Annotated in this window: 29 protein-coding genes and 1 riboswitch; of the genes, 20 read left to right on the top strand and 9 right to left on the bottom strand. The window is 30.2% G+C overall.

Annotation, left to right across the window (positions count from 1 at the left end; all coding sequences use genetic code 11):
- Positions 1–351: 351 nt before the first annotated feature.
- Positions 352–909 carry a hypothetical protein gene (locus tag AN960_RS02560; RefSeq protein WP_056466345.1) on the top strand — a complete coding sequence of 186 codons (558 nt, stop codon included), beginning with the start codon at positions 352–354 and terminating at the stop codon, positions 907–909.
- A 44-nt stretch (positions 910–953) separates the two neighbouring features.
- On the opposite strand, the gene AN960_RS02555 is transcribed toward AN960_RS02560, so the two are convergent.
- Together AN960_RS02555 and AN960_RS02550 are read right to left on the bottom strand one after the other, a co-directional pair.
- Entirely contained in the window at positions 954–1,145 is a 192-nt protein-coding gene (locus tag AN960_RS02555) for a hypothetical protein (RefSeq protein ID WP_056466342.1), read from the bottom strand.
- A gap of 160 nt (positions 1,146–1,305) precedes the next feature.
- Positions 1,306–1,773, bottom strand: a complete 468-nt coding sequence (locus AN960_RS02550) for a MerR family transcriptional regulator (RefSeq protein ID WP_056466339.1) — start codon at positions 1,771–1,773, stop codon at positions 1,306–1,308.
- 502 nt (positions 1,774–2,275) lie between these two features.
- Between AN960_RS02550 and AN960_RS02545 the strand changes: the two genes are divergently transcribed.
- The gene (locus tag AN960_RS02545) at positions 2,276–3,625 is read left to right on the top strand and encodes a hemolysin family protein (protein WP_056466336.1); all 1,350 of its coding nucleotides are present in this window, start codon (positions 2,276–2,278) and stop codon (positions 3,623–3,625) included.
- 62 nt (positions 3,626–3,687) lie between these two features.
- Here AN960_RS02545 and AN960_RS02540 read toward each other — a convergent pair whose 3' ends face one another.
- Positions 3,688–4,077 carry a YueI family protein gene (locus AN960_RS02540; RefSeq protein WP_056466333.1) on the bottom strand — a complete coding sequence of 130 codons (390 nt, stop codon included), beginning with the start codon at positions 4,075–4,077 and terminating at the stop codon, positions 3,688–3,690.
- A gap of 312 nt (positions 4,078–4,389) precedes the next feature.
- Between AN960_RS02540 and AN960_RS02535 the strand changes: the two genes are divergently transcribed.
- From AN960_RS02535 to AN960_RS02520, 4 genes are all read left to right on the top strand, one after another.
- Positions 4,390–5,493, top strand: coding sequence for a sensor histidine kinase (locus AN960_RS02535; protein ID WP_056466330.1), 1,104 nt, complete (start codon positions 4,390–4,392; stop codon positions 5,491–5,493).
- 450 nt (positions 5,494–5,943) lie between these two features.
- Positions 5,944–6,399, top strand: a complete 456-nt coding sequence (locus tag AN960_RS02530) for a helix-turn-helix domain-containing protein (protein ID WP_056466326.1) — start codon at positions 5,944–5,946, stop codon at positions 6,397–6,399.
- A 189-nt stretch (positions 6,400–6,588) separates the two neighbouring features.
- A complete protein-coding gene (locus AN960_RS02525) occupies positions 6,589–9,135 on the top strand; it encodes a DUF2339 domain-containing protein (RefSeq protein ID WP_056466323.1) in 2,547 nt (848 codons plus the stop codon).
- Positions 9,110–10,375 (top strand): hypothetical protein, encoded by a 1,266-nt coding sequence (locus AN960_RS02520; protein WP_056466320.1) that lies wholly within the window; start codon positions 9,110–9,112, stop codon positions 10,373–10,375. Before AN960_RS02525 ends, AN960_RS02520 begins: the two co-directional genes overlap by 26 nt.
- Positions 10,376–10,610: 235 nt before the next feature.
- Here AN960_RS02520 and AN960_RS02515 read toward each other — a convergent pair whose 3' ends face one another.
- Positions 10,611–11,360: a DUF4397 domain-containing protein gene (locus tag AN960_RS02515; RefSeq protein WP_286131567.1), complete on the bottom strand. Its 750-nt coding sequence runs from the start codon at positions 11,358–11,360 to the stop codon at positions 10,611–10,613.
- 259 nt (positions 11,361–11,619) lie between these two features.
- Positions 11,620–11,722, top strand: a riboswitch (purine riboswitch).
- Positions 11,723–11,754: 32 nt separating this feature from the next.
- On the opposite strand from AN960_RS02515, the gene ade reads away from it, so the two are divergent.
- Both ade and AN960_RS02505 read left to right on the top strand, forming a co-directional pair.
- Positions 11,755–13,476 carry an adenine deaminase gene (ade, locus tag AN960_RS02510; RefSeq protein WP_056466313.1) on the top strand — a complete coding sequence of 574 codons (1,722 nt, stop codon included), beginning with the start codon at positions 11,755–11,757 and terminating at the stop codon, positions 13,474–13,476.
- A 132-nt stretch (positions 13,477–13,608) separates the two neighbouring features.
- Positions 13,609–14,298, top strand: a complete 690-nt coding sequence (locus tag AN960_RS02505; RefSeq protein WP_056466310.1) for a Crp/Fnr family transcriptional regulator — start codon at positions 13,609–13,611, stop codon at positions 14,296–14,298.
- A 44-nt stretch (positions 14,299–14,342) separates the two neighbouring features.
- On the opposite strand, the gene ric is transcribed toward AN960_RS02505, so the two are convergent.
- Complete coding sequence (gene ric / locus AN960_RS02500; protein WP_056466307.1) at positions 14,343–15,050, bottom strand: iron-sulfur cluster repair di-iron protein; 708 nt, start codon at positions 15,048–15,050, stop codon at positions 14,343–14,345.
- A 430-nt stretch (positions 15,051–15,480) separates the two neighbouring features.
- Here ric and AN960_RS02495 point away from each other — a divergent pair, with 430 nt between their 5' ends.
- Positions 15,481–15,708: a hypothetical protein gene (locus AN960_RS02495; RefSeq protein ID WP_056466304.1), complete on the top strand. Its 228-nt coding sequence runs from the start codon at positions 15,481–15,483 to the stop codon at positions 15,706–15,708.
- A gap of 260 nt (positions 15,709–15,968) precedes the next feature.
- On the opposite strand, the gene AN960_RS02490 is transcribed toward AN960_RS02495, so the two are convergent.
- Positions 15,969–16,193, bottom strand: a complete 225-nt coding sequence (locus tag AN960_RS02490) for a hypothetical protein (RefSeq protein WP_056466299.1) — start codon at positions 16,191–16,193, stop codon at positions 15,969–15,971.
- A gap of 194 nt (positions 16,194–16,387) precedes the next feature.
- Positions 16,388–16,618, bottom strand: coding sequence for a hypothetical protein (locus AN960_RS02485; RefSeq protein ID WP_056466296.1), 231 nt, complete (start codon positions 16,616–16,618; stop codon positions 16,388–16,390).
- 160 nt (positions 16,619–16,778) lie between these two features.
- Between AN960_RS02485 and AN960_RS25265 the strand changes: the two genes are divergently transcribed.
- From AN960_RS25265 to AN960_RS02475, 3 genes are all read left to right on the top strand, one after another.
- Complete coding sequence (locus AN960_RS25265; RefSeq protein ID WP_353611566.1) at positions 16,779–16,931, top strand: putative holin-like toxin; 153 nt, start codon at positions 16,779–16,781, stop codon at positions 16,929–16,931.
- A 128-nt stretch (positions 16,932–17,059) separates the two neighbouring features.
- On the top strand, positions 17,060–18,418 hold the full coding sequence (locus tag AN960_RS02480) for an NAD(P)/FAD-dependent oxidoreductase (RefSeq protein ID WP_056466293.1): 1,359 nt from the start codon (positions 17,060–17,062) through the stop codon (positions 18,416–18,418).
- Positions 18,419–18,440: 22 nt separating this feature from the next.
- A complete protein-coding gene (locus AN960_RS02475; RefSeq protein WP_056466290.1) occupies positions 18,441–19,091 on the top strand; it encodes a histidine phosphatase family protein in 651 nt (216 codons plus the stop codon).
- A 92-nt stretch (positions 19,092–19,183) separates the two neighbouring features.
- Here the strand turns inward: AN960_RS02475 and AN960_RS02470 are convergent, their stop codons facing one another.
- The gene (locus tag AN960_RS02470; RefSeq protein ID WP_056466287.1) at positions 19,184–20,137 is read right to left on the bottom strand and encodes an LCP family protein; all 954 of its coding nucleotides are present in this window, start codon (positions 20,135–20,137) and stop codon (positions 19,184–19,186) included.
- 404 nt (positions 20,138–20,541) lie between these two features.
- Between AN960_RS02470 and AN960_RS02465 the strand changes: the two genes are divergently transcribed.
- From AN960_RS02465 to yodN, 6 genes are all read left to right on the top strand, one after another.
- Entirely contained in the window at positions 20,542–22,113 is a 1,572-nt protein-coding gene (locus AN960_RS02465; RefSeq protein WP_056466284.1) for an L-lactate permease, read from the top strand.
- Between the two features lie 235 nt (positions 22,114–22,348).
- On the top strand, positions 22,349–22,474 hold the full coding sequence (locus AN960_RS23835) for a YjcZ family sporulation protein (protein ID WP_069032026.1): 126 nt from the start codon (positions 22,349–22,351) through the stop codon (positions 22,472–22,474).
- Between the two features lie 207 nt (positions 22,475–22,681).
- A complete protein-coding gene (gene kamA, locus AN960_RS02460; protein ID WP_056466282.1) occupies positions 22,682–24,091 on the top strand; it encodes a lysine 2,3-aminomutase in 1,410 nt (469 codons plus the stop codon).
- A complete protein-coding gene (locus AN960_RS02455; protein WP_056466279.1) occupies positions 24,084–24,374 on the top strand; it encodes a YokU family protein in 291 nt (96 codons plus the stop codon). Before kamA ends, AN960_RS02455 begins: the two co-directional genes overlap by 8 nt.
- Positions 24,375–24,486: 112 nt before the next feature.
- Complete coding sequence (locus tag AN960_RS02450; protein ID WP_025671848.1) at positions 24,487–24,705, top strand: YozE family protein; 219 nt, start codon at positions 24,487–24,489, stop codon at positions 24,703–24,705.
- A 230-nt stretch (positions 24,706–24,935) separates the two neighbouring features.
- The gene (gene yodN, locus AN960_RS02445; protein ID WP_056466277.1) at positions 24,936–25,604 is read left to right on the top strand and encodes a germination protein YodN; all 669 of its coding nucleotides are present in this window, start codon (positions 24,936–24,938) and stop codon (positions 25,602–25,604) included.
- A 13-nt stretch (positions 25,605–25,617) separates the two neighbouring features.
- Here yodN and AN960_RS24310 read toward each other — a convergent pair whose 3' ends face one another.
- The gene (locus AN960_RS24310; protein WP_156339597.1) at positions 25,618–25,773 is read right to left on the bottom strand and encodes a hypothetical protein; all 156 of its coding nucleotides are present in this window, start codon (positions 25,771–25,773) and stop codon (positions 25,618–25,620) included.
- 153 nt (positions 25,774–25,926) lie between these two features.
- Here AN960_RS24310 and AN960_RS23830 point away from each other — a divergent pair, with 153 nt between their 5' ends.
- Together AN960_RS23830 and AN960_RS02440 are read left to right on the top strand one after the other, a co-directional pair.
- Entirely contained in the window at positions 25,927–26,103 is a 177-nt protein-coding gene (locus tag AN960_RS23830; RefSeq protein ID WP_069032035.1) for a YozD family protein, read from the top strand.
- 98 nt (positions 26,104–26,201) lie between these two features.
- On the top strand, positions 26,202–26,825 hold the full coding sequence (locus AN960_RS02440) for a phosphatase PAP2 family protein (RefSeq protein WP_056466274.1): 624 nt from the start codon (positions 26,202–26,204) through the stop codon (positions 26,823–26,825).
- The last annotated feature ends 31 nt before the right edge of the window (positions 26,826–26,856 follow it).

The raw sequence follows: 26,856 nt of genomic DNA, 5'->3' as shown, positions 1-26,856 counted from the left end.
GGGCATATTTCTTTAATTCGAAGATGTTCTTTGACATTTTCATACATTGTTTATATTATAAAATACGAAATAATATTTTTGTTAAAAATTTACATTTTATTATTAATCTATACTACAAAACTAATTATGAGATAATTTTGATTTCACAAATTATACATAATTAGTTATGTAAGCGTTGCCAAAAGCTAAATTTTACCATACAATAGAGCCATATATAAACAGGCCAATTAAATATTTTTTTAACAAAATAACTAAATAGAATTAAAGAGACAATATTAAAATTTGGTATAAACGTTGTTTAATAGACGTAAGATAAGAATATTTATATAGGAATTTTAGGGGTGAGTGAGAGTGTTTCGTGTTATTCATACAAAAGAAGAGAATAATTTATTTAACGAGCTTTGGGGAGATTTTTGTGAAGAAAACGAAATACCTTTCTTAGTAAGAAGTAATGAAGTTACTCGTTATGGAATTTGTAATTCGGATAAAAAGTTAATTGGTACCCTCGAGTTTAGTAAATATAATATTGAAAATGAGGATAAAAATAAATATTACTATGATTTTTCCGAAAACAAATACATTAAATATATTCAAAATGAAGAAATCTATGAAATTGGTAAATTATTAATTACAAGAGAAAATAGAGGTAAAGGATTTTTTAAACAAATTTTACTAGCATGCTATGATCATGCCAATCAAACTAACGCTGATTGGTATATTGGTACAATAAATAAAAGACTATATATGTTTGCTAGAAGTGCAGGTTTTAAAATTTTACCGATTGATGAATATTTTGAAATAAGTGATGATATAATTGCTGTACCATTTTTATTGGATATAAAGCATGCTATTAAACTATTGAAATATTCAAATGAATTTAAAGAAATTTTAATGTATTATGATAAATAAATGAGAAAAACTCAGGGATAAACCTGAGTTTTTTAATTTGCATACTATTCTTGTTCAAGAATACCTGCTGCCTGGTTCGTTTGATTATAAGCTGTTTGACAAGCTTGAAGCGCTTGCTCGATTCTTTCGTGGTTTTGTGGTTTTTCAACGGTTTCTAATGCAGATTGAAGACATTCAATTGCGTGTTTAAGTTCAGTAGTTGCATCCTGAGTATATTGACGCGCATTTTTTTGCATGGAAATTCCCCCCTTCATACAATTTTATTTTTGACCAACATTCATTTTAGTATGTAAAAAAACGTAGAAGAAAATTCTTCTACGTTTTTAACTCTAAACGCTTATTTCACTGCTTGACTTTACTCAGGGTTCATAACCTTTAAACTTGAATTTAGATTTTTTAAACTCCAAATATTGATAAAATGGCAAATCGTTTTTTTGGTTTAAATGTAATGATCTTTTTCTGATCCTCTAAATCCGCTTTTAATAATGTCACTTGTTCATTTAATTGTTCTACTTGATTTTCAAGTTTAACAACTACTTTCTTTAAATCTTCAATTTCACATCGATGTTCCAAAATTTGAACTGAAACGACTTCATTTGCTTTCGTTTCAACTTTTTCTTCAAGTTTTATTAATTTTTGAGTTAATTCTTTTATAATGTCAATGTTGTGATCAGTGTCATTTTGTTTTGTTTCGATCGTTTGTGCAGAAGCTTCATAAATTTCTTTAATCTGTTCGATTTGTTCTTCTGTAAACAAATATCCATTATGAGTTTTCTCTACTTTTAAATTACCTTTTTTTAAAAATAATAATACTTTTTTATTTGTTAATTGCAGTTGTTCTGCCACTTGAGAAGTTGTATACATACGCTATTCCTCCTCCAAATAATTTATATAATTAAAAATTCTTTATTAAACTGCACATTCCTTTGAGGTTGACAAAACTAGTGTTGACTCGGCAAAAGTTCTTAAAATCCATCGAATAAATAGGTTCTAAACAATCAAAATAGCTGAATATGTAAACTTAATTACTTTTGAATTGATTTTTATCGAAATTCGGTTTATTACGTTGCTATTAGTGGAATATTCTACAAATTTTAGAATATAAAGTTGATATATAGCATATAATGCAAGACACTACCGGAGAAGGAAAATAGAAATAAGGTAAAGAATGGTAATTAAGAGAGAAGGAATATTGAGGAGTGTTCAAAGAGGAAATGAGGAAACCTTTTCTAACATCCTTTTTATCTTGTTTTAAGAATGCCTAAATAAAAAAAATTTGATAACAAATTATTTAACTGAATATACTAAGATAAGCCTAATTTAAAAATATTAATTATGAAGATGGCCTTCACTTCCAATTGGAGGGATGACTCAATTGTTTGGAATTGGTACTAAGTTATTATTAGTTGTTGTATTAATTGCATTTACTGCCTTTTTTGTTGCTTCAGAATTTGCAATCGTAAAAATTAGAAGTTCTAGAATTGATCAATTAATTGGCGAGGGAAATAAAAAAGCAAGAGCTGTAAAACGAGTAATAACACATCTCGATGAATATCTTTCAGCTTGTCAACTTGGTATTACAGTTACGAGTTTAGGTTTAGGTTGGTTAGGTGAACCAGCTGTAGATGAATTATTGCATCCGTTGCTTGACGATTTGAATTTACCTACTGCAGTAAGTGGCACAATCTCTTTTTTACTTTCTTTTGGAATAATTACATTTATTCATGTCGTAGTTGGTGAATTAGCACCTAAAACAATCGCTATTCAAAAGGCTGAACAAATTACCTTAAAGTTTTCACCAGTATTGATTCTTTTTTACAAAATTACCTATCCGTTCATTTGGTTGTTTAATAATTCAGCAAGGATGGTCTTAAAAATATTTGGACTTCCTCCTGCTTCAGAACATGAAGTTGCACATTCAGAAGAGGAGTTAAGAATCCTCCTTTCTGAGAGCTATAAAAGTGGTGAAATTAATCAATCTGAATTTAAGTATGTGAACAATATATTTGATTTCAATATGCGAGTAGCAAAAGAAATAATGGTTCCTAGAACGGAAATGGTTGCAATTGATTTGCGTGAACCTTTTCATGAGAATATTCACTTTATGAGCACAGAAAAATATACTCGTTTTCCTGTTGTAGATGGAGATAAGGACCATGTTGTTGGGTTAATAAATTTTAAAGATGTTTTTACTGATTTTGTTCTTCATAAAGGGGATGCAGAGGTAAAAACACTTGAACAATATATTAGACCAATCATTCAAGTTATTGAATCAATATCAGTTCATGATTTGCTTGTCAAAATGCAAAGAGAACATATACATATGTCAATATTAGTTGATGAATACGGAGGTACATCTGGCTTAGTAACAGTTGAAGATATTTTAGAAGAAATTGTTGGGGAAATTCGTGATGAGTTTGATGTTGATGAGAAAGAGGATATAAGTAAAGTAAACGAAAATAAATTCGTCATTGCAGGAAAAGTTTTAATTAGTGAAATTAATGATGTTTTTAGCTTAGATATTGATGATACTGATGTTGATACAATTGGTGGATGGATTTTAACTGAAAATTTTGATGTGCAAGAAGGAGATTCAATTAAATATCATAACTGCACATTTAAAGTTCTTAAGTTAGACGGACATTATATAAAATCGATTGAATTAACACGGGAACCAATCAAAAAACCTGAACTAGAAGAAGAAAGCGCAACTTAAATTGTAAAACAATTGAGCTGCGCTTTTATCCATATTTTTTGAAATTTCACATACCGAATTAATTAAAAATTAGTTGATTTATAAAGTTCATCTTTAACAAAAATTTCATTCTTATCAACTGCGTCATTATGCGTCACGACAAGTCCGATCGGAGTTGGGACGGGTAAATTATTGACTAATGAAAAGGGAATATTTTTTTTCTTTGCCAGTAAAATATATTTCGAAATTGTATTATAGGCTAGAGTACCATTTAATAACAAAGTAACATTTTTCATACTGATTGATTTTTCAACGATTGGATAGATTGAATTTGCCATCACTTGACTTGTCGTTAACGCAATTTCAATTCTTTCACGAATTGTGCCTAAAAAAATTTTTCGTTCTTCAATTTTTATTTGCTTTTCACCATAGATACCTTTGATTAAATAATCTTCAACTTTATTTCCAGCCATTGAAATACCTACTTTCAGTTTATTAATTTAATTGTATCTAACTTTATTCTATTCTACACACCATATTATTGACATTTTTGCGTACTTTTAGTTTTATAATAACTAGGACTAAGTGACAATTGTAAAGGTTCAGTTGCTGAAAGAAATGAATGAAATATTCATCAATTTAATTTACATTTTAATCAGAATATTGTAAAAAATATTACTTTGTCGTAATAAATTCGACAAATTTTTATTTTTTTACTTAACGAATATTTAAAAATTTGTTACTATTTAATTAATAGATTTTTATTGGAGGTGTTCCTTATTGATATGTCAATAGAGAGTAGGTATAGCGCTTTCATACAGGAAAGTATGCCTACATTAGTAAAGAATTGGGTCGCTAAAGCGGTAATTAGCGATAATGATCCATTTAAATCCGAGATTATCATTAATGGAACTAAATTGATTGACATTACGTTATTATTTATTAAGGGTAAAATAAGTGAGGATCAAGTCAAAGATTTGGCGCATAAAATCGCCCTTGAACGAGCTAGAGCAAGTGCTAACATCGGAGATTTTGTGTATAACTCAAATATAGCTAGAAGTGAACTATTTAAACATTTGTCTGAATTTGAAGAAAGTATTAGTCTACTTCAGCCACTCATTAATAAAATTAACTACGTTTTTGACCAGTTTATTTATTTTACAGTAAAACATTATTCATATCTCATTACACAAGATATAGAAGAGAAAAAACAGTTCATTGACGAGACTCACAAAGAGAGACTTACAATCCTAGGACAAATGTCTGCTAGTTTCGTTCATGAATTTAGAAATCCACTTACTTCAATTATAGGATTTGTAAAATTACTTAAAGGAGATCATCCACAATTAAAATATTTAGACATCATAGATCATGAATTGCATCAATTAAATTTTAGAATTGATCAATTTCTTCATGTCTCGAAAAAAGATCATGATCAGATCGTGGAATCCTTTTTAATTAATGATTTATTTAAAGAAATCACAGAATTCTTATATCCGAGTATTGTAAATTCGAATGTCATTTTACAAGAAGGAATATCTCAAAAAATATACATACCAGGTTTCAGAAATGAACTTCGTCAAGTTTTACTTAATATATTAATGAATTCAATCGATGCATTGGCTGAAAACGATGGGCAAAAAACGATTCATTATCAAGTTTCAGATTTAGAGGATAAGATTGAAATTCAAATAAGAAATAATGGACCTAAAATTAGTGAAGAAAGCATACGGACAATTTTTGAACCATTTGTTACGACAAAAAATCATGGTACTGGAATTGGCTTATTTGTATGTAAACAAATCATTGAAAAACATGATGGGAAAATTAATTGTTTTTCTGATGACGAATGGACAGCATTTTACATAACGTTGCCAAAAGAGGCATAAAAAAACTCGGATAATAAGTCCGAGTTTTTTTATTTTGTATAATGGAGTTGTATATTGCTAGGTTGTTTACGAGGATAATTTGAAATCCTATGGAAAAAGGTAAAATTCCCCCAAATTACAGAAGTCGATTTGAAATGTATAATTAACTTAACCTATTGTAGAATCTGATTAGGGTTATGTTGAAAAAGGAAAGTGTAATTCGAACATTAAATAATAAAGAAACGCTAGATCATTATCTTTAAAGGATCTTAGAAAAAAAAGAAGATCCTTTTCTTAAACCACTACTCATGATGTTTAAGATTGTATTCTGAAAAATTTTAAAAAAATAAATCAACTCATTTATTTACAAAAAGTTCCACAAAGTGTAATATTACACTAAAGGTGAGTGGGAGTAAATTTTTGAACTAAAACACATCATCGCTTTAAAACTTTTCATTGGAAGTGATTAATATGAATAAAGATAAACTAATCGAACTCATCTCAAAAAATGTAAGATTGATTCGTCTAGAAAAAGGGTATTCGCAAGAAAAAATGGCAACTGTTCTTGGAATTTCCAAAAAAACTCTCGTTCAAATTGAAAAAGAACGAACATCATTAGGATGGACAAATACAGTTGCTGTCTGTGCTTTGTTCAAGGATAGTATGATTTTAAAGAATTTTTTTGGTGATGAACCGTTTGAAGTTATTGAAACACTGGCACACGATGAAATGTATACTCCAAAATTTAAAACACTTGGAGGGAAACTGTTTTGGCATGAAGTTGAGAAAAAAGGCGTCTATCGTGTTCAACAAAATGTAATTAGTCAACATTATCGTATTTTAGATGATTCAGACTATCGATGGTATAGTTCGTTTGATCAAGAAGATGTAATGAATCGCCTTTCCGAATTAGCAAACAGTCAATAAAGGCCATTGTATTTGAACAATGAAACAATCATCTAAAGTTGTTATCTCAATTATTTTTGTTTTACAGTATTTAAGTGTTATCACACTACTAAAAGTGAAATAGTATATACCGGAAGTGTTATATAAAAAGTAATATTTTGTATTCTTTTTATAATTTATATAATCTTCGAAAACAAGGAGGAGGAAATGATGGATGATTTTAAAGATAGGCTAATATTCTTGAAAGATAGTCAGAACGAGTTGATAAAGGAATATCAGACCTTAATTGAGCAGTATGAATCAAGTGATTTGATTCATGAAAATCAAACTTTACGTAATTATTACGAAGAGTATAAGCTTCAATTGTCTCAATTACAGGAAAAGTATGATCAAATATCAGAAGAGAATGTTAAATTACGAAATTCATTGATGGAACAAATCCTTGATGAGAAACTCAATATTATTAAAGTATCTCGGAAGAAATTAGAAACTTATTTTGAAGGAAGAACAAAAGAACATCATAACCGCTTAGATGCCTTTGAATTTGATGCAAAACAAAAAATTAGGCGTCTATTTGAAAGGGCTTCCATTGAGTTAGAAGTAGAAAAAGATGAGTTTAGAGCGAAGCTTAAGCAAATTTCCTCAGAATTAGATCGGAAAATTATTTTGCATCGTGAACAAATAGCAGAAGAAGAGAAAACGTTAATCGGAAATGTCAAAAATGGTTTAGACCAATTTTCTTCAGAAGAAGTAAATGAAGAAATTATTCAGAAACGAATAAAACAAAATCAAATCGAAATGAAAATCGGTTTGAATTGGATCAATAAACTTGGAATTCTCCTAATTATATTAGGTGTTGGGGCTGCATTTAAATATTCATATTCCACTTGGTTTAATGGCTATATGAAAGGGAGTATATTTTTCTTGCTTGGAGCAGTAATGCTGGCAGGTGGTGAAGTGTTTTTCCGAAAGCAAAAACAGACGTTTGCTCTTGGACTTTTAGGAGGGGGAATTTCGGTCTTGTATGGATCGATTTTTTATAGTTATTTTTTATTACATATAATAGACATTTATGTAGGATTGACTTTATCTATTTTAGTTTCTTTAACCGCAGTACTGTTATCATTAAGATATCATTCAAGGACTATTTGTTCACTCGGACTAGTAGGAGGTTATCTTCCATTATTTTCATATATGTGGGCTTTCGGCCTCCACGGAAATGCTGTTTACACAGCGATGGGTTATCTTTTCCTATTAAATCTTTGCATATTGTTAGTTTCATTTAGAAAACGTTGGACGATTGTAAATTACATTAGCTTTTTATTTAACACACCATCTTTAGCTGCATTAATATGGTTAGCTGATAATGAATCAATTAGCATATTGTACTCGATCATTACATTCTTAATGTACCTTGGTATCACTTTATTGTATCCATTTAAATACAAATCAAAGCTTACTAGACTTGACGTTGTATTATTGTCTTTAAACACAGTGATTAGTTGCGGTTTATTATACTTCTTATTTGACGAAGCGGGATTAAAGGACTTAAGAGGCTTATTAGCACTTATTTTTAGCCTTGTGTATATTGGTTTGGGAAAATTCATCGAGAAAGTCATGAAGAAAGAAAAACAAACGATGTTGTTATTTTATGCGACATCACTAACATTTGCGATCTTAATAATTCCGTTCCAGTTTGGAATCCAGTGGTTATCTATAGGATGGCTTATTGAGGGGATTCTGTTAAGCCTTTATGGAAGCATTTATAAATTCAAGCAACTAACTAGAGCTGGTTGGGGCATATTCCTTCTATGTATTGGATCATTTTTTGTTATTGATATCGGAATGAATATGTTACTAGATATTAACAATGATTATTTTGATTTTAAATATGGTGCGATTATTATTGGTATGTCGATTCTTACTTTATTTTATGCGATACAACAAAATCGAAGTGATGTACCACTTTTCTCTCGACCGATCGAGTTAAAAGTAATTACTTGGTTTAAATATTTTACTCTAGTTAATATATGGTTTTATTTAATGTATGAGATTGACAATGTATATAGCAATAATGTATCTGATCAATTTACACATTATTCCTTTTATCAAGGGTTACTACAAGCATTTATTACGATTGTATTTGCATATATTCTTACTAAAATGAAAGTCCTTTATGACGGTATTGTGAAGTATTATTGCTTATTCCTATACATGATCGGGTATTTAATTTGTATTTATGTAACGATTCAATTCCCGGCATTGAAGGAAGATTTTTCAAAAAATACATTTGTCGAATATCTTGCCTTAGGTATATTGATTGGTGTTAATATTTTCGTGTTTTTCAGCAGTCGGGACTTCTTAATTGCATATATTCGTAGACAATTTAAAAGTAGTGAATTGTATCCTTTAATTTTAGGAATCTACTTAATAGGAATCCTTACAGTATTCATAAATATACAGCTTCAATTAAATAAGGTAGGATTAGCAATCAGTTTATTATATTTATTGTTAGCAATTTCTTATATTTTATATGGCTTCCGTAAGCGATATATGTATATTAGAAGATTAGGTCTTGGACTAACTCTTGTATCAACAGGAAAGTTAATCTTTTTTGATTTATCTTTTCTATCTTCGGGAAGTAAGATAATCGCATATTTCAGTTTCGGGTTTGTGCTTATTGGCGTGTCATTTATTTATCAAAGAGTTTCATCAAGACTGGGGGAGCAACATGGTCAAGTTGATTCAAAAAATTAGTTTAATTGCTAGTATTTCTTCCTTGGTTTTTATGTTACCGATCTTTACAGTTATCGAAGCAAAGGATAATAGTAAGGATTGGCATTTTTCCAAGTCAATTGATATACCAGATCATAATAAATACCAATCATTTTTTTTGGATGAAGAAGTATATGCAGGAGCAGATGAGAATTTAAATGACCTTCGAATCGTAAACAGTAAGGGGCAGTTTGTTCCATTTTATATAGAAAATGGCTATAAAGAATCGCAGGAGCAAAACATAGTCTATTCTTCAACCTTAGTGAATACTGCAAAGAAAGATCAAAATACGATCTTGGATTTTCGTATCACACCAATAAAAGAAAATGAGGATATTCAAGGAGATACACTACTGATCGATTTGCCGAATTTAGATTTTTTAAAGCATGTAGAAGTCTATGGTAGTTATGATGGTAATCTGTGGGAGTATATAAAGAAAAATGACCTATACCGGACTGATCGATTAGAAAATAAAATGATTAATCTTGGCACTGTCCATAAATATAGTTTTTATCGAGTAAAAGTGCTAGATAATGTTGAAAATCTGATTTTTAAACAGCTACATTTAGTTCATAAAACTTACGATTTTAAATGGAATGATTATAAGAAAACTAGTAATCCCACTTTTAAAATTAAAGAGGGTTCTAAGTTGACGGATATTGCAATCCAGAATAAAAATAGGCTTAAAATCAAGACAATAATGCTGGACATTGATAATAATTTTACTCGAGCTTATTCTGTATTTGACCCAAAGGATAATGAAATTCAAGTTGATGGTAAAAATGAGATATATCATATTAATTTTAAAAACGTTCAAATTAACGATACTACGATCACAGCAGTAACTCCAATTACGCAGCCATATTTTACAATAAAAATTAATAACGAAGACAATCCACCATTGGATATAAAGGGAATAAAGGTCGAATATTTTTTGGATAAGATTATATTTGAGGACACGGGTACTGGGCCATACAAGTTGCTTTATGGGAACGATCATGTAGAAGCACCAAAGTATGATATTGAGAACTTCAAACAGTATATTCAAAAAGAAAATTTGGTGTTAGGGAAATTAAAAGAACAAATGATTGTCTCGCCTATCGTAGACGCTCAAAAACCTCGTTGGTTTCAAACGAAAATTTGGTTTAATGGTATTATTATTGCGGTGTCACTAGTGCTTATTGTTTTTCTTATTATAAAAATGAGCAGACCAAAAAAATAAAATGATTTATTAAATAAATAACTTTAGAACGACTATTAAAGGTCGTTCTTTTTTATTAGGTAATAACTAAAGATTTTTCGTGTGAATGTAAGCTTACAAAGTACGTGAATAGTATGAGTGTTGTTAGATTAGTGAGTAAATAACAAAACAGGATTGTCTAATTTTGACAATCCTGTTTTTTTTCAACCAGAGCTACCAATCTCCTGCCGTTAATTCCTTATCGGTCAAAATAATTCTAAAATAATTTAATGACTTCAAATCTTGGATCCTCTTCAACACACCCAACTGAAATTAAATCATATACTATATTTTCTTTAAACTTTGATTTATAGAGAGGAAATAAGATCATTTTCGTACCTGTTAGTCGTATTTCCAAATTAACTGTCATAGGTGATATAAGCAAATATTCTGAGGCATTTCGGTATGGGACATTTGGGAAAACAACATCGCCTTCACCAGCTTTTACTGCAAAATCTAGATTAGGTGAATTAGGGGATAAATTAATAAAGCGAATTTTAGCTTCTCCTTGTGGCAAGGAATTATTATCCATATATGAAAACAGTGAGATTTGGTCAAAGTTATGACCAATAGCAATCGTATATTTTTGCTCAGCAAGTAAATTTAGTTGTTCAGAATGAATTGGTTTTGATTGATCATTCGTTTTAAAAATTTCAACAAATTGTACCCCTGAAGGTAAAGTTAAATAGTGAGTTGATTCTTTATAAGTTAAATTCGAAATAAATTTAGTACGATTAACATATATGTCTAAGCTTATTTTTTTTGGTAAAACATTAACGAGTCTTATAAAAGCTAAATTTTGCTTTATTATATTGTCTTGTTTATAACTTATTGGTGAATTATTTTTTATTAGCCTTTGGAACGAATCAAATCGATTATAATTAACGGGGAACAAATTGTCCTCTTTTTTTGAATAGGATGAAAAATGATTAAAAATATTCGGGTTTATTCGTTTTTTTTCTACCACTTTCTTCAAACTACATACCTCCTATGATTACCATCCTACGATCCCATTTAAAATAGTATTCATTAACGAGAAAATTATGAATTATTTTATATTTAAAACTCTTAAAATAGTTATTGCTTTTTAGACTCAAAATTTTATAGAATACTATCAATATAGTTTTTTACAATTAAATATTAGCTAATTAAGTTTATTCACTTTAAATGATTCAGTATGAAGACATCGTCCTAAAACTTGTTTTTTCGTCTGTCTCACTAAAAAATAAAGTGATTCTTAATACGCTCGTATAATTTTGGAAATAACCGGTCCAAAAGTTTCTACCAAGCTGCCGATATAGTTTGACTACGAGAGATATGACATAGCATATTCTCTCCTAAATATTTAGGAGGAAACAAACATGAATCTACATGAGATGAAAACGTCAACAAAAGCTGAAAAGGCTGATTTTTTAATCATAAATGGGAAAGTAATAAATGTTTTTACGAAAGAAATAATAGAAGATTCGATTGCAATTACAAATGGAATAATAGTTGGAATAGGTGATTATGAAGCTAATGTAGTAATAGATGCAGAAGGTAAATATATATCACCAGGCTTTATTGATTCCCATGTTCATATCGAATCATCGATGGTTTTACCTAGTGAATATGCGAGAACTGTGCTACCACATGGTGTAACTACAGTTATTACCGATCCTCATGAAATCGCAAATGTTGCTGGGGTTGATGGAATAAAAATGATGTTAGACGCATCAGAAAATATTCCGTTAGACGTTAGAATTATGTTACCGTCATGTGTACCAGCAACCTCATTAGAGCGCGGGGGAGCCATACTTTATGCAGAACATTTAGAGCCTTTTATGACACATCCAAGAGTACTTGGCTTAGCTGAAGTAATGGATTATCCTGCTGTTATGTCGATGGAAAAACAAATGATCGATAAATTAAAATTAGCTCACGCTTATCAAAAGCCAATCGATGGTCATTTAGCTGGACTATCTAAAAATGAAATAAACACATATTCCTATGCAGGTATTTCAACTGATCATGAATGTACAAATGTACAGGAAGTAATGGAAAGACTAAGAGCAGGGTTATATGTTGCATTTAGAGAAGGGTCCGCTGCAAGAAATCTAAAGGATTTATTACCTGCAGTAAATGATCGAAATGCCCAGCGAATTATGTATTGCACTGATGATAAACATTTAGACGATATCATGAAAGAGGGTTCGATTGATTTTTGTATTCGTACAGCAATCAAATTTGGAATTCACCCAGTGACTGCTTATTCAATGGCAACATTAAATCCAGCAACATGTTATGGTTTAAAACAAAAAGGAGCAATTGCTCCTGGATATGAAGCAAGCTTAGTATTTTTAAACGACTTAGAATCAGTAGAAGTTACGGACGTATGGTGTAAAAATGAGTTTATCGTTAAAAACAAACAAATTAGTAAACGAATTAATAGTGAAGAGTCAAATGTAATTGATTCAAAAGTAAGCTTAGGAGATCTAAAGATTGAAGATCTCGAATTAAAAACCGACTCCAAAAAGCTTGCTAATATAATTGAAATTAATCCAAATAGTATCGTAACAAATCATTTAATTAAAAAATTATCAAATGAATATACTTATTTTGTTCCAAATGTCGCTGAAAACTTATGTAAAATAGCAGTAATAGATCGCTACCATTCTGAAAAAGAGATTGGTCTTGGAATTGTTAAAGGTTTAAATTTAATTGAGGGAGCAATCGCTACAACAATAGCTCATGATTCACACCAATTAATCGTTGCCGGTATGAATGATGCTGATATGTATCTTGCAATTAAAACAATTGAAGAAATGAACGGTGGAATTGTAGTCGTATCCTCTGGAAAAGTAATTGCCAAATTATCATTACCAATTGGCGGTTTAATGAGTAATAAATCTGCAGAAGAAGTAGAAGCAGGTTTACTCCAAATTGAAAAATCATTACTTCAAATTAGACCAAACAATACATTTAACGCTTTTTTAACATTATCATTTCTAGCACTGCCTGTAATTCCAAGTATAAAAATTACGACAAAAGGTTTATTTAATGTAAATGAATTTAAATTTATTCCAGTTTTTCTAAATAACTGAACTAAATGAAGACTCTTATCAAAGGAGTCTTTTTTTATTAATTATATAAGTGGTATAGGTAAATACTTGTAGTTGATATGCAAAATAGATGTTAAATGAGTATTAGGAATTTTTTATAGAGGAGTATTTTGAATGTCAGATGTGATTTTTAATCATTTTAAAAAAGTGCCACTTTTTAAAGATCTATCGGATGAGGAGCTTCAATCTATAGTAGATATTTCACATATGAGAATATATAAAGTAAAATCATTTGTCTGTATGCAAGGTGACAAACTTGATCGAGTGTTTTTTATACACTCTGGAAAAGTAAAAATACATATAACTGATCCGTCGGGTAGAGAACAAATTGTTTCGATACCCCGAACTGGCGAGATGTTTCCACATGTTGGCTTATTTCGAAAAGGAACTTTCCCTGCTCATGTTGAAGTTCTCAAAACAGCGGAGTTAATTGTCACTCCAATCGCTGACTTTGAGGAAATTCTGATTAAATATCCTGAATTATGTATTAAGTTATTTAAGTTTTTAGGAGAAAAAATTATTGACTTACAAGCGAGATTAGTTGAACAAACCCTACATAATACATATGACCAAGTTATCATGTTACTACTACGTCTATGTAAATCGAATGGGGTATCTTTAGATAAAAATCAATCTAAAGTAACAACTCATTTTACGAATCGCGAACTTGCTAATATGATTGGTTCATCCAGAGAGTCAGTAAACCGTACGATAAACCAATTAAGAAAAAAGGAATTAGTTACGATTGATTCAGAGGGTTTTTTTGTAATAAATATAGAAGAATTGCAAGCGGAAGTTAACTAAAAAAGGAGCATGAGTTGTCATGCTCCTATATAAACTAGATTTATTTAAGTCCTAACAATTGCTCGTTTAAACAATATATTATTTTCTAAATGGATATGTTGGAATGTATCAGCCTCAAGAGCTTCAAGTCTTTGATAAACCAGGCGGTAAGTACCACATGCTTCCATTGGTGGAGTATAGTCATTCGTGATTTCACGTAATTCTTTTAAAATATCCCCTGCAGAACTGTGCTCATTTTCTAACTCGTTAACGACTTTACTTAATTTCTTGTAATTTTCTTCCGTTGGGTTTTTTTCATATTCTAAAATTAATTTAAAATCCACTGATTCTTCTTTCCAAGTATGTTGCTCTAATTCTGTTTTTAAATCAAAAAACAGTTTGTGTAATCTTACTAAATGAGGTTGAGTTTCTCCGTGAACTCGCATTACTTTCGTTACATATGGGCTTAATTGAGGTAATTCCTCATTTAAAAAACGATGATGCTTACTTATAATATGATCGATTAAATCACTACTAGATGCTTCTTTAAAATCAATTACTACTTCGTTTGATAATTTTGTTTCTTGATAAAGTGTATTTAGTTTTGTTAAAATTTCATCTTTTGATAAATTTTTTTCTTCAATCGCTTCAATTAGAGGTCTATTTCCACCGCAGCAAAAATCAATTCGATATGTTTTAAATAGATCACTTGCCTTTGGGAATTCAGTAACAATCTCACTAATCTTAGATAGCTCATTAAATGGTTGATTCATTTTAGTACCCCCGTAAGATTTTTGTTGTTTTGTCTTTCTAAAAGAAGATTAACAAAAATATTGATATGAATTTGTGATATAAATCACAAATTGAGGTTTTTTAGGTATAGAAATAATTTATTTTCTTAAATAGAAGCGAGGTATTAATAATTGCATCATAAAATTAATAAAACATAAACAAATAAAAAATAATACTATTAATACAATTATTTCTGTAAGCAAAGCCAAAAATAAAATGACTCAAGAAACACACTTGAGTCATTTTTACTCTTTTAAATTCACTTTTTTCAATTTGTAATGAAGTCGGTCTCGTACTTATAGTTAATTTAATCAAAATCTTATTGAAGTATTTTTGAAGATAAATTTGTATTAAGGGCAGAATATAAAAGTACTTTGGACTTTAAATTCTATAGGGTAAGGAGAGATTGAAATGGAAGACAAAATTGATTTTTCTGAAAAAATACATATTGGTGAATTAATTGCTGTTTCTAATGTTTACGGCTTAACTCCTTATACGCTTCTTTTAGAACTTGAAAAAGGTAATATTGAAGTTTTCCTTACGATAGATGAGTTTAATGAAAAATACAGAGACACAACAGATTTGGATTGGTGTCAATTAAACAATGGTAAAGTTTTTTCTAAAAAGATTGAAGAGTAAACGGTAAATACTTTGGAATATTGATTAATTAAATACAGAAATAGACTTACATCATTCAAATAAAAAGTATTTTGCTTTTCGCTTTATCTAAAGGTAATACAAATTCTTTGGATTCGTGTTCTACAATCCAACAATCAATCATAAGTGGTAAGAGTTATAAGAGGTAAAAGAGAAGTAATTAGAAAACATAATTTGAATTGATTGCTTCAAGGATTTATCATTTTTTCATTTGATAGAATTTCACAAACCTAATATTGTGTTTAACTTCTTTTATTTAATACGATTTCTCCGAACATGGCCAATTGATCATTATTTAAATGATCTCGATCTATATTTGGTAGAACAACTGATATTAGAAAATTAACTTCGCTGTTTAACCTAGTAATCTCTTCTAACAAATGGATTTGGATTCCTTTCATTTCGTTGATTACCTCTAAATACAAATCATCTTTAGTAGAATTTAATTCTTTATTTATACTGCTCATATCAAACACCTCCAAAGAAAATTATTCGTTGCAAATGCTTCAATATCCTTTATGTATATCTGATTTTTTAGTTTCAAAAATTAAATTTTAGGGTAAATTATTTTCTCAGCGTTTTACATTGCAATAAAATAAAAAAACTCAGCCAATAATTTTAGATTTTGGCATGAGTAGGATATTTATTAAATAAAACGAATTCATTCACCAATATTTTCTTCAAACCACGTCTGAAGCTCTTTTAATGATGTAAAAGAGAAGATTTCTTCTCCGTTTTGACCGTTATCAAAACCGGTGTTTCCTCTTAAAGTAATTTGTCCTTCTTCTCCAGAAATTAAGATCGCATAAGGGTGGTTTATATTTATATATCTTGCATCTAAATCATTATCAATCCAATTCTTACTATTCAAAAATGCTTCGAAATGTTCCATTTGTATTCCTCCTGTCGAAACTATTATTCCAATTATTAACAAAAAATAGACCTTAAAAAGTTTGTGGAAGAAATTGGATTAAATGCAACAATGATTAATCCTGCATGTTAATCCCTTTTTTAAGAGAGGTTATAAATTTAATATAAAAAAATATGGTTGAATGTATAGGACAAACTTGGTTCCGGGAAGGCTTAAAAGTAAGGAGGCGGTTTCTATTATTACTTTCGAAGTTTTATCACTGATGATTAGCTTTGGTATGTTTGTGATCGCCATTTTAGAGTTTAGAGATAAGGATAAGAATAAAAATTCTTGAACACGCTAATTAAGGCGTGTTTTTTTTTATATAAATAATTTCTATCAAATAAAACTAGAGAATTTCACTTAAAGATAGTAACTATTGTACAATTAAAATAAGTGAAAAAATCAAGAAGGTGAAAAAAGATGTATGATATTACAATTATCGGTTCAGGTGTAAGTAGCATTTTTTTAGCATATACATTATTACAATCAAATCAGAAAGTATTAATACTGGAAAAAGGAAAGTCTTTAGAAGAAAGGGCCTGTGCTATAGATAAAGGCGGAATATGCAATTGCGACGTTTGTGGTAAATATTATGGCTTTGCAGGACTTGGTAAATCAGAAGGGAAATTCAACTATTCATGTGATTTTGGGGGAGAATTAGCTCAAAAAGTAGGAAGAGTTCATCTTGAGCAATTAATGAAAGAGGTTGACGATCTATTATGCCTTTATGGTGGAGGGGCTGTAGAAAAGTATTCGACTGTAAATGAAAATTTGGCTAAAAAAGCCGAGGGTTGCAAGTTACATATGTTAACTACTGAAGTTAGACATCTCGGTACACGTCTTTCAACAGAAATATTCGAACGACTATATAAGGAATTATCTAGTAAGATTGATATTCGCTTTGAAGTTGATATTCTAGATATTATAAAGGAGAATAATCTATTCTATTTGGATACTAACTTAGGAAAATTCGAATCTAAAAACATCGTATTTGCAACAGGTAGATCCGGAACAGAATGGTTAAATGATCAGTGTGCTTCACTTGGAGTTAAACAAGGTAGAACTCGTTTAGATTTAGGGATTAGAGTCGAGATGAAAGAACAACAGCTTCGTTCAATTTTACAAGATACATTTGAAACGAAACTTGCTTTTGAATATGACGAATTGATTTCAACTACATATTGTATGAATCCAAAAGGTAGAATCGTTCGAAAGTTTCAAGAAGGATTAGTGATGCCAGATGGACAAAATTTTAAGGAAAAAGAATCAGGGACAACTAATTTAAATTTTACTTTATTCACTCCTAAATATTTTCCATCACTAAATGAAGCAAATCTTTACGCTAATGAAATTATTGGAAAAATAAATAATGGGTCAGATCGCATCGTCGTTCAACGATTAGGTGATTTACTTAGCGGCAAGCCTACAACAATTGCGAAAATGGAAAAAAACAGTATAAAACCAACATTAGATGCTGATTGCGGTGACCTTAAAAATGAAGTTCCTAATTTATATTTGAATATTTTACAAGGATTTTTGAATCAGTTGGAAGAATTTATTGGAGAGACAATTGATGAGGATACACTCCTTTACGGAATGGATGGAAAGTTTTACTCACCAATTATTGAAATAAATTCAAACTTTCAAACGAGTTTAGATGGATTATTTGTAATTGGAGATTGCTCTGGAGTTACCCACTCATTATCTCAAGCAGCGGCTAGTGGGATTTATTTAGGTAAGGTTTTGGCAAATAAGGATCAATCTTTAACTAGATTTTAAAATTCACATTGTGGGTGATTAGATGGAAAATAGAATTCATTTATATTTAATTAGACATGGTGAAACTTATTTAAATCGTTATAAAAGGATGCAAGGATGGGCCGATAGTCCATTAACAGAAGAAGGAAAGCTAGTAGCGATTGAATGTGGAAATAGATTATCAGATATCCAATTTGACCGTGTATATACTAGCGATTCTGGTAGAACTGTTGAAACGGCAGAACTAATTTTACAGCAGAACAATTACGAAATTCCCGTAATAAGAAAAACAAAAGCCTTCCGAGAGTCCTTTTTTGGTAGTTTTGAAGGAGAATTCTCAGCAGTAGCCTTAGGTAAAGTTGCAAATGATCACGGTTATTCTTCCTTTAGAGAACTATTAAGAAATCGTTCCCTAGAAGATATTACAAATTTTATCAAAGAGTCTGATCCATACCATCATGCCGAGAATTACTCCGAGCTATGGGATCGAATTGAAAAAGGATTAAATGAACTAATTATCGAAAATAACAAAAACGATGAGAATGTATTAATTGTCACTCATGGAAATACGATTCGAAATATTGTAAAAAAGTTTTCAGAAGAATTTAATATTGAATTAGAAATAAAAAACGCTAGTATTACAATTTTGGAATACTCATCGGATACGTATAAAGTGATTTCATTTAATCAATAATTTACTAAGTCACTACAGGATAAAAAAGTACAAATAAAAATAAACAAAAAGAGAAGGATAATAACCTTCTCTTTTTTGTGAAATTCAAAATATCATTTATTTTTCAACTTTTTATTACTATTTTTACTATTTATGACTGGTGTAGGAGCTTTAAAAAATTGTTTTATTGTTTGTCTGTTCTTAGAAAAGTTTAATTTTAGTACTGCTCCTGAATGTTCGACCGTTTCGTTTGTAAAACCAGCATCTACAGGAATACTTAGGCGATCAATTTTTTCAATTGGTTGAGAAAATGCAAAAGAAGCAAGCGAAAGTATTTCATCTAATTTTAAGTCAGTTGAAACATATTTTGTTGTTTCGTCTAGTAATAGAGGTACCCTAGCAATTCCTCCAAAAGTATTTAACTTTTCTTTAACGGCCCTTACGACTTTTAACAATACTTCTTGCTGGCGTTGAACTCTTCCAAAATCATTATCTTGATCATGTCTAAATCGTACGTATTTTAAAAGCTGTTGACCGTGTAGTTTATTATTTCCAGGTTTCATTTTTAAGTTCATATCATTAATGATTGCTTGACTAACATTAACTGTTATACCCTCTGGAACAAGTGTATCTACAATCCCAACAAAACCTTTAAAATCAATTATAACCGTATGGTCAATCGGAATACCGAGATTATTATAAATTGTTTCTTTTAGTAGTTTTTCTCCACCTAAATAATAAGCCTGATTAATTTTTCCATAATCATACTTATAACCTTTAATTTTAACATATGAATCCCTCAGTATTGAGGCAACTTTTAGAGTTCGATCCTCAACATTATATTGAACTACTGCAATACTATCTGAACGTGAGTTTTTTTCGCCACGAGAATCAACACCAATAACTAGGAAAAATAATGAGTTTTTTAAAAGTTTATTTTTAAAGCTGATTTTTTGTTCACTTAGTGAATTTGATTGGCTTTGGTCGTGATTCGATGGTCTAATTTGACAACTGGTTAGAAAGAAAACAAGAAAAGAAAGAAGGCATATTCGCAAGAACTTCGACATGACTAAATTACTCCTTCTATATGATTGTTGGTCTATTTATGTAATTTAGTTTATATTTCCCCTCTAATATTTTGAAAATACATAACAAAAAAGGAAAATTGATATATACCGTTTTTTTCCATAAATAGAAATAATTGTTCATTGTTAAGAAATACTACATAGTATAAAATTTACTTTGTTAATTTCTTCACAAATAAAAACGAATAAATTAGGTGAAAATAATTATTTTTTTATCACCATATGTGAATACTTTCACAAAATATATAACGGTTGAAATAAATATTAATGATTTAATAAGGCAATATTAATAAATAAAGTTTGTGAAGTTATTTAACAAAATAATTAGGTTGGATGCTAGATTTTATAGGTAAAATCTAAGAATCTAAACAAAGGGAGTAAACCAAATGTTAGTAGATAATTTTAATCCATTTGATAATCTCGCAATTTCAGCACTTGTTGCGGCTGTACCGATTCTTTTATTTCTTTTATGCTTAACAGTGTTAAAAATGAAAGGTATTTATGCTGCTTTATTAAACCTAGGAATTACGTTTATAATCGTACTTACAATCTTTAAATTACCAATCGGTGAATCAATCGGAAGTGTAACCCAAGGAACTATTCAAGGGTTATGGCCAATTGGTTATATCATTGTAATGGCTGTGTGGTTATACAAAATAACAGTAGAATCTGGGAAGTTTGATATTTTACGTAGTAGTATAGTTGGTATTTCGAGTGATCAGCGGATCCAGTTCTTATTGATTGGATTTTGTTTTAACGCATTTCTTGAAGGGGCAGCAGGTTTTGGAGTACCGATTGCTATTTGTGCGGTATTATTAGTTTCAGTCGGTTTTAAACCACTGCAAGCAGCTATGCTTTGTTTAATTGCAAATGGAGCATCTGGAGCGTTTGGAGCAATTGGAATACCAGTTGGAATTATTGATACATTTGGTTTACATGGCGTAACTTCAATGAAAGTTTCAACCATGACAGCACTAACTTTACCGATTATTAATTTTACGATTCCATTTCTGTTAATCTGGTTAATCGATGGATTTAAAGGAATTAAAGAAATTTTACCGGCAATTTTAGTAACGTCTATTACTTATACAGTTTCTCAAGCAATCATGACAATCTTTTTAGGTCCAGAGTTAGCAGATATTATTCCTTCATTATTAACAATGGGCGTTTTAGCATTATTTCTTAAAAAATGGCAACCTAAAAATATTTTCTTACTAAATGGGAAAGAATTTAAAATTGAATCTTATTCAATGGCTGATGTTATTAAAGCATGGTCACCATTCTATTTACTAACAATTTTCGTATTAATTTGGAGCTTAAAATCATTTAAAGGTTTATTCGCTGTTGGAGGAGCTCTATCTTCTACTGTTTTAAAATTCGTTGTTCCAGGTTCAACAATAAATGTCAGCATTGATCTAATCGGAGCAACAGGTACTGCAATATTATTAGCAGGATTAGTTACAATTTTCACTTCTAAATCAATTAATGTTAGTAGAGGTTTATCTCTACTTTTAAAAACAATCTCAGAATTTTGGATACCGATTATTATGATTTGTGCAATTATTAGTATCGCAAAATTGATGACTTATGGAGGATTAACAAGTGCTTTAAGTCAAGCAGTTGCACACACTGGAGACGCATTTCCGTTTTTATCTCCAATTTTAGGATGGATTGGGGTATTTATGACTGGTTCTGTCGTGAATAACAATACTTTATTTGCTCCAATTCAAGTTTCGGCTGGTAATATTTTAGGTACAAATCCTTCATTATTAGTATCAGCAAATACTGCAGGTGGGGTAATTGCAAAACTAGTTTCACCTCAGTCAATTGCAATCGCAACTGCTGCAGTAGGTGAAACTGGTAATGAATCGACATTAACAAAAATGACTTTAAAATATAGTTTTGGATTGCTAGCATTTGTTTGTATTTGGACATTTATATTATCACTAATTTATTAAGTTAAAGAGTCTTGAGAGAGTTTTCTCAAGACTTTTTTTATTACTTAAAGTTGATTTTCGAAAATTGTTTAATCATTCATACGCCCTTATGTTTAGCACTATGAGATAAAGTTGTTATCCAAAAATCTATTTAATCTCGCCTTAAATATAGACAAATGCCTATGTAACAAGGATTGTGACCCCTACATATACTTTATTGTGATTTCTAAAAGTTAAGTGAAGGAGGCAATCTATTATGAAGGGATATTCACCTTACTACGGCGGCTGCGGCGGTGGCTTTGGATGCGGCGGAGGATTTGCGTTAATCGTTGTGTTATTTATTTTATTAATTATCATCGGTGCGTCTTTTGTAACTTGCTAAAAACTATTGAGCGTCAGCCACAGAAACCGACTAACATTTAGTTAGTCGGTTTATTTCATTTTTTACACAGTATTTATACTGTTTTTTTGAGTTTTACTTTTTTCACCAACTTTTTATTTAGTGCATATAAAGAAGTAGGTATATAACTAGAAATTTTTACTTAATTTAGTAAATTTAAATTGTCCTATTAAACAAGGAGGACCATAAATGAAAAATCAGCTTTATAAACCTCAAAGACATTGGAAAGATATTCCTTTATGGAAAGATGTTACGGATGAACAATGGAACGATTGGTTATGGCAATTAACAAATACAGTCAGAACATTGGATGATTTGAAACAAGTGATCGATTTAACGGAGGATGAAGAAGAAGGGGTAAGAATATCTACTAAAACCATTCCATTAAATATTACTCCTTACTATGCTTCTTTAATGAATCCGACTGACCCACGTTGTCCCATTAGAATGCAGTCTGTACCAATTAGTAAAGAATTAAATAAAACAAAATATGATTCGGAAGATCCACTAGGCGAAGATGATGATAGTCCAGTTCCTGGATTAACTCATCGATATCCAGATCGTGTGCTTTTTTTAGTGACAAATCAATGCTCTATGTATTGTCGCTACTGTACAAGACGTCGATTTTCAGGGCAAATTGGTATGGGAGTACCGAAAAAACAATTAGATGAAGCAATAGCATATATACGTGAAAATGAAGAAGTAAGAGACGTACTGATTTCAGGTGGAGACGGATTATTAATTAATGACAATATATTGGAATATATTTTAAAAAATTTAAGAGCAATCGATCATGTGGAAATTATTAGAATTGGAACTAGAGCGCCTGTAGTTTTCCCTCAAAGAATTACCGACAACTTATGTGAAATATTAAAAAAATATCATCCAGTATGGTTAAATACACATTTTAATACGAGTATTGAAGTAACAGAAGAAGCAAAAAAAGCATGTGAAATGCTTGCAAATGCTGGCGTTCCAGTTGGGAATCAGTCAGTTATTTTAACAGGGATTAATGACAGCGTACCAATTATGAAAAAGTTAATGCATGACTTAGTAAAAATAAGAGTCAGACCATATTATATTTATCAATGTGATTTATCAGAAGGAATTGGTCATTTTAGAGCACCAGTTGCAAAAGGGTTGGAGATTATTGAGGGATTACGTGGGCATACATCTGGTTATGCAGTACCTACATTCGTAGTAGATGCACCAGGCGGAGGAGGTAAAATCTCACTTCAACCAAACTATATCGTCTCTCAAAGTAGTAAAAAAACAGTACTAAGAAATTTTGAGGGTGTCATCACATCTTATCCAGAGCCTGAAAACTATAAAGAGGATACTGCAGAAGATTATTTTTCATTAGTTTACCCTGATTATTTAAATAAGGCAGCTAAGGTTGGTATTGCTAGTATCATGAATGATCAAGTGCAAAGTCTTATTCCTTCAGATTTAGAAAGAATGAAAAAGAGAGAACAATATCAAACGGATCCAGCACATAGTTCATTAAAAAATAAACGCGAAAAACGAGATGAATTAAAGGAGAAAAAGTTTCAATCACAAATTCAAAAAATGGATGGAAGTGTAAAGAAAGATGAATAATACTTTAAAATGTGATTGGTGCGGTGAGGAGATTGTACAGGAAACAAAATCAGTTGTACATTGGGAATTACCGGATGGTTCCAGAGCAATCACAATTACTGGTGTACCATCATTTCATTGTGATCAGTGCAAATTTACCTATCAGAAGGAAGATATGGTCAAATCAATAGAAGATCAGTTGTTTCTTATTTCAACAAAATTACTTCCAGTTTCAGTTACATTTGATGAATTAATGAAGCAGCCGAGATTATTAAAAAGAAATTATTTTGACTTCTCGTCATAGAACGAGTATTTTTAAAATATAAAATAACTCTGTTATTGTTTAAAGTATATTTAAAAAGTAACAATATTTTTAGAAAAAGAGACAAAATAAATAATAAAACTGAGGGAGAATCATGAGAAAGTCATTTTACCATTATATGATGAAGCATAGAAACTATAAAATTCCTAATGAAATTGGAATATTGGCAGATCATCTTTTTAATGATCACTCATTTCCAAAACATTCTTCAAGCTATGACGAAATTAGCTCGTATTTAGAGTTTGATGGAACTTTCCATCAATCGATGAGCGTTTTTGATGAAGCATGGAACTTATATTTAGAAGATCAATAAGATGTGACTTAGGTTAACTAAGTTGCATCTTTTTTTTGAAACCTCCTTTAATAATCTCCCCTTTATTTATTGATTCTACCATTTTTGAAACTAGCTATTAATTTCTTACCTACAAAATAGGCTATTCCCTTTTTTTATTTACTATGAAAATGACAGACAATTATCTATTGGTTGCATAGTATACAGTAAAAACGAATTAGTCACGACGTATGGAGAAGGAGGTAAGAAGTATGACGAAGAAAAAACAACCCAAATATAACGTAGATGATATTGTCGTGATTACGTTATATGGTACTGTCGGTAAGATAACAAATATTAAACTGATGGATGGCGTTTTTGTTTATGAAGTCAATAATCATGACGGACTTTATGTTGAGAATACTCTTCAGCTTCTCAACGAATATGATGGGAAAAAACTTGAAAAAGAATGGATAGAAGTAAATTATTCATTTTCTTTCGGGGATCTTGTTCAAGTAAATGGTTATGAAAAAGAAATTTTTAGAATTGTTGGGTACCGAACTGAGGTTTGGCGATATAAAAATGACGCGTGGGAAGATACAATTTACGAACTAGCGCGTATTACTGATGGAGAATGGTTAGAAGCCGATGAAACAGATTTAACTCTTATTGCATCAGCGCAAACTGCAAATGCAATTCTAAAAAAACTAAGAAATGATAAAAATGGCATTACAAAATTAGATTTAGAAAAACTTCGCTCAATGAATGATTTTAATAAAAACAGAAATAAAACAACAAAACAAGAAATAATTGACGGTTTATTAGATATATATAATGATTACGCTGTTTTATATTCAATCTTCCAAGACGAAGAATATAAAATTGTGATGGATCTAGTGCTTAAAAATTTAAATAAATTCTCAGAGAAGAAAACAAATTGAGAGAGAGGATATTCTACAATAATTGTAGAATTATATGAATCATAAAAGGTATGCCTATCCCTATTAAAATAAAAAATGCAATTGTCGTCAGTTTTTCAACGGCTTCTTCAAACTTTTCATCATTAACCATAATTTCTTTTAAATTAGCTAGCTTGTCCATTTTTATCATTGGAATCTCGCTCCTTTAACATGTTTTAATTGAATATATGCTTGTCAATGTTGTATTATGCTAAAGGTTACATATTAATATTTTTTTGTGCTTAGTAAGGTTTTTTTCATATTTTCTCATTTTTCACATATTAACTAGTAAGGGGTGATGCTAGTGAAAGAAATTGAGGTAGTTATTGATACGGAAGAAATAGCAGAATTTTTCTATCAACAGCTCATTCAGCGAGGATATGTTCCTGAGGAAGAGGAAATTGAAGAACTAGCGGATATTACTTTTGAGTACTTACTGGAAAAATGTATGATTGATGAAATTGATGAGGAAGAAGAATAGTCATGAAAGTGGCGACGGGAGCTCTCGTCGTTTTTCTTTTGTGTATCGAAAGTACAAGCATTTAACTGCATGATCTGGAATTTATATTGGAGGATTATATGAAAAAAAATAATTGGATACTAATTTTTACTTCTATTTTTCTATTTGTTATTTTAGGACTTATTTATGATTCGAACATAATTCGGCGTTTGGACAATTCAGCGTTTAAATTCTTTGAATTCATTCGAACAGATGCACTAGATTCATTTTGTTATTTTTTAAGAGATTTTGGATCTTCAAAAATGTATTTAACATTTGCAGTCATTGTTTTAGTTTATGCAATTATACGTAAGCGTATTTGGACTGGTATATCATTAATTATTACTTTATTGACAGCTAGAGTGGTTGTTTCATTTTTAAAAGATCTATATGAAAGACCACGACCAAGTTCAATGTACTATGTGGAAAGTGGATTTAGTTTCCCGAGTGGACATGCAGTTATGGCATCATCCTTCTTTCTAACATTAGGCTTTATTTTAATAGTCATTCAACCTGCAATGATGAAACACAAAAAATTGATTCAATTTATCGTTCTTTTCATGATATTTTTAATATCAATGAGCAGAATTTACCTGCATGTACATCATTTCTCAGATATTATTGCAGGATGGTTAGTAGGATATGCATGGTACAGTATTTGTAAAAATGTATTTATTAATTTACATGAAAGAAAACAGCTTTAATTTAATAAGAAAAAAGAACACCTATAATCGA

The sequence above is a fragment of the Bacillus sp. FJAT-25509 genome, assembly GCF_001420605.1.
Lineage (GTDB): Bacteria > Bacillota > Bacilli > Bacillales > Bacillaceae_G > Gottfriedia.
This window is presented reverse-complemented; position numbering and strand designations above follow the sequence as displayed.

What these genes read in the sequence shown, in the direction of transcription:
- AN960_RS02555 (WP_056466342.1), bottom strand. Translation starts at nt 1,145, where the DNA reads ATGCAAAAAAATGCGCGTCAATATACTCAGGATGCAACTACTGAACTT.
- AN960_RS02550 (WP_056466339.1), bottom strand. Translation starts at nt 1,773, where the DNA reads ATGTATACAACTTCTCAAGTGGCAGAACAACTGCAATTAACAAATAAA.
- AN960_RS02545 (WP_056466336.1), top strand. Translation starts at nt 2,276, where the DNA reads ATGACTCAATTGTTTGGAATTGGTACTAAGTTATTATTAGTTGTTGTA.
- AN960_RS02540 (WP_056466333.1), bottom strand. Translation starts at nt 4,077, where the DNA reads ATGGCTGGAAATAAAGTTGAAGATTATTTAATCAAAGGTATCTATGGT.
- AN960_RS02535 (WP_056466330.1), top strand. Translation starts at nt 4,390, where the DNA reads ATGTCAATAGAGAGTAGGTATAGCGCTTTCATACAGGAAAGTATGCCT.
- AN960_RS02530 (WP_056466326.1), top strand. Translation starts at nt 5,944, where the DNA reads ATGAATAAAGATAAACTAATCGAACTCATCTCAAAAAATGTAAGATTG.
- AN960_RS02525 (WP_056466323.1), top strand. Translation starts at nt 6,589, where the DNA reads ATGGATGATTTTAAAGATAGGCTAATATTCTTGAAAGATAGTCAGAAC.
- AN960_RS02520 (WP_056466320.1), top strand. Translation starts at nt 9,110, where the DNA reads ATGGTCAAGTTGATTCAAAAAATTAGTTTAATTGCTAGTATTTCTTCC.
- ade (WP_056466313.1), top strand. Translation starts at nt 11,755, where the DNA reads ATGAATCTACATGAGATGAAAACGTCAACAAAAGCTGAAAAGGCTGAT.
- AN960_RS02505 (WP_056466310.1), top strand. Translation starts at nt 13,609, where the DNA reads ATGTCAGATGTGATTTTTAATCATTTTAAAAAAGTGCCACTTTTTAAA.
- ric (WP_056466307.1), bottom strand. Translation starts at nt 15,050, where the DNA reads ATGAATCAACCATTTAATGAGCTATCTAAGATTAGTGAGATTGTTACT.
- AN960_RS02495 (WP_056466304.1), top strand. Translation starts at nt 15,481, where the DNA reads ATGGAAGACAAAATTGATTTTTCTGAAAAAATACATATTGGTGAATTA.
- AN960_RS02490 (WP_056466299.1), bottom strand. Translation starts at nt 16,193, where the DNA reads ATGAGCAGTATAAATAAAGAATTAAATTCTACTAAAGATGATTTGTAT.
- AN960_RS02485 (WP_056466296.1), bottom strand. Translation starts at nt 16,618, where the DNA reads ATGGAACATTTCGAAGCATTTTTGAATAGTAAGAATTGGATTGATAAT.
- AN960_RS25265 (WP_353611566.1), top strand. Translation starts at nt 16,779, where the DNA reads ATGTATAGGACAAACTTGGTTCCGGGAAGGCTTAAAAGTAAGGAGGCG.
- AN960_RS02480 (WP_056466293.1), top strand. Translation starts at nt 17,060, where the DNA reads ATGTATGATATTACAATTATCGGTTCAGGTGTAAGTAGCATTTTTTTA.
- AN960_RS02475 (WP_056466290.1), top strand. Translation starts at nt 18,441, where the DNA reads ATGGAAAATAGAATTCATTTATATTTAATTAGACATGGTGAAACTTAT.
- AN960_RS02470 (WP_056466287.1), bottom strand. Translation starts at nt 20,137, where the DNA reads ATGTCGAAGTTCTTGCGAATATGCCTTCTTTCTTTTCTTGTTTTCTTT.
- AN960_RS02465 (WP_056466284.1), top strand. Translation starts at nt 20,542, where the DNA reads ATGTTAGTAGATAATTTTAATCCATTTGATAATCTCGCAATTTCAGCA.
- AN960_RS23835 (WP_069032026.1), top strand. Translation starts at nt 22,349, where the DNA reads ATGAAGGGATATTCACCTTACTACGGCGGCTGCGGCGGTGGCTTTGGA.
- kamA (WP_056466282.1), top strand. Translation starts at nt 22,682, where the DNA reads ATGAAAAATCAGCTTTATAAACCTCAAAGACATTGGAAAGATATTCCT.
- AN960_RS02455 (WP_056466279.1), top strand. Translation starts at nt 24,084, where the DNA reads ATGAATAATACTTTAAAATGTGATTGGTGCGGTGAGGAGATTGTACAG.
- AN960_RS02450 (WP_025671848.1), top strand. Translation starts at nt 24,487, where the DNA reads ATGAGAAAGTCATTTTACCATTATATGATGAAGCATAGAAACTATAAA.
- yodN (WP_056466277.1), top strand. Translation starts at nt 24,936, where the DNA reads ATGACGAAGAAAAAACAACCCAAATATAACGTAGATGATATTGTCGTG.
- AN960_RS24310 (WP_156339597.1), bottom strand. Translation starts at nt 25,773, where the DNA reads ATGATAAAAATGGACAAGCTAGCTAATTTAAAAGAAATTATGGTTAAT.
- AN960_RS02440 (WP_056466274.1), top strand. Translation starts at nt 26,202, where the DNA reads ATGAAAAAAAATAATTGGATACTAATTTTTACTTCTATTTTTCTATTT.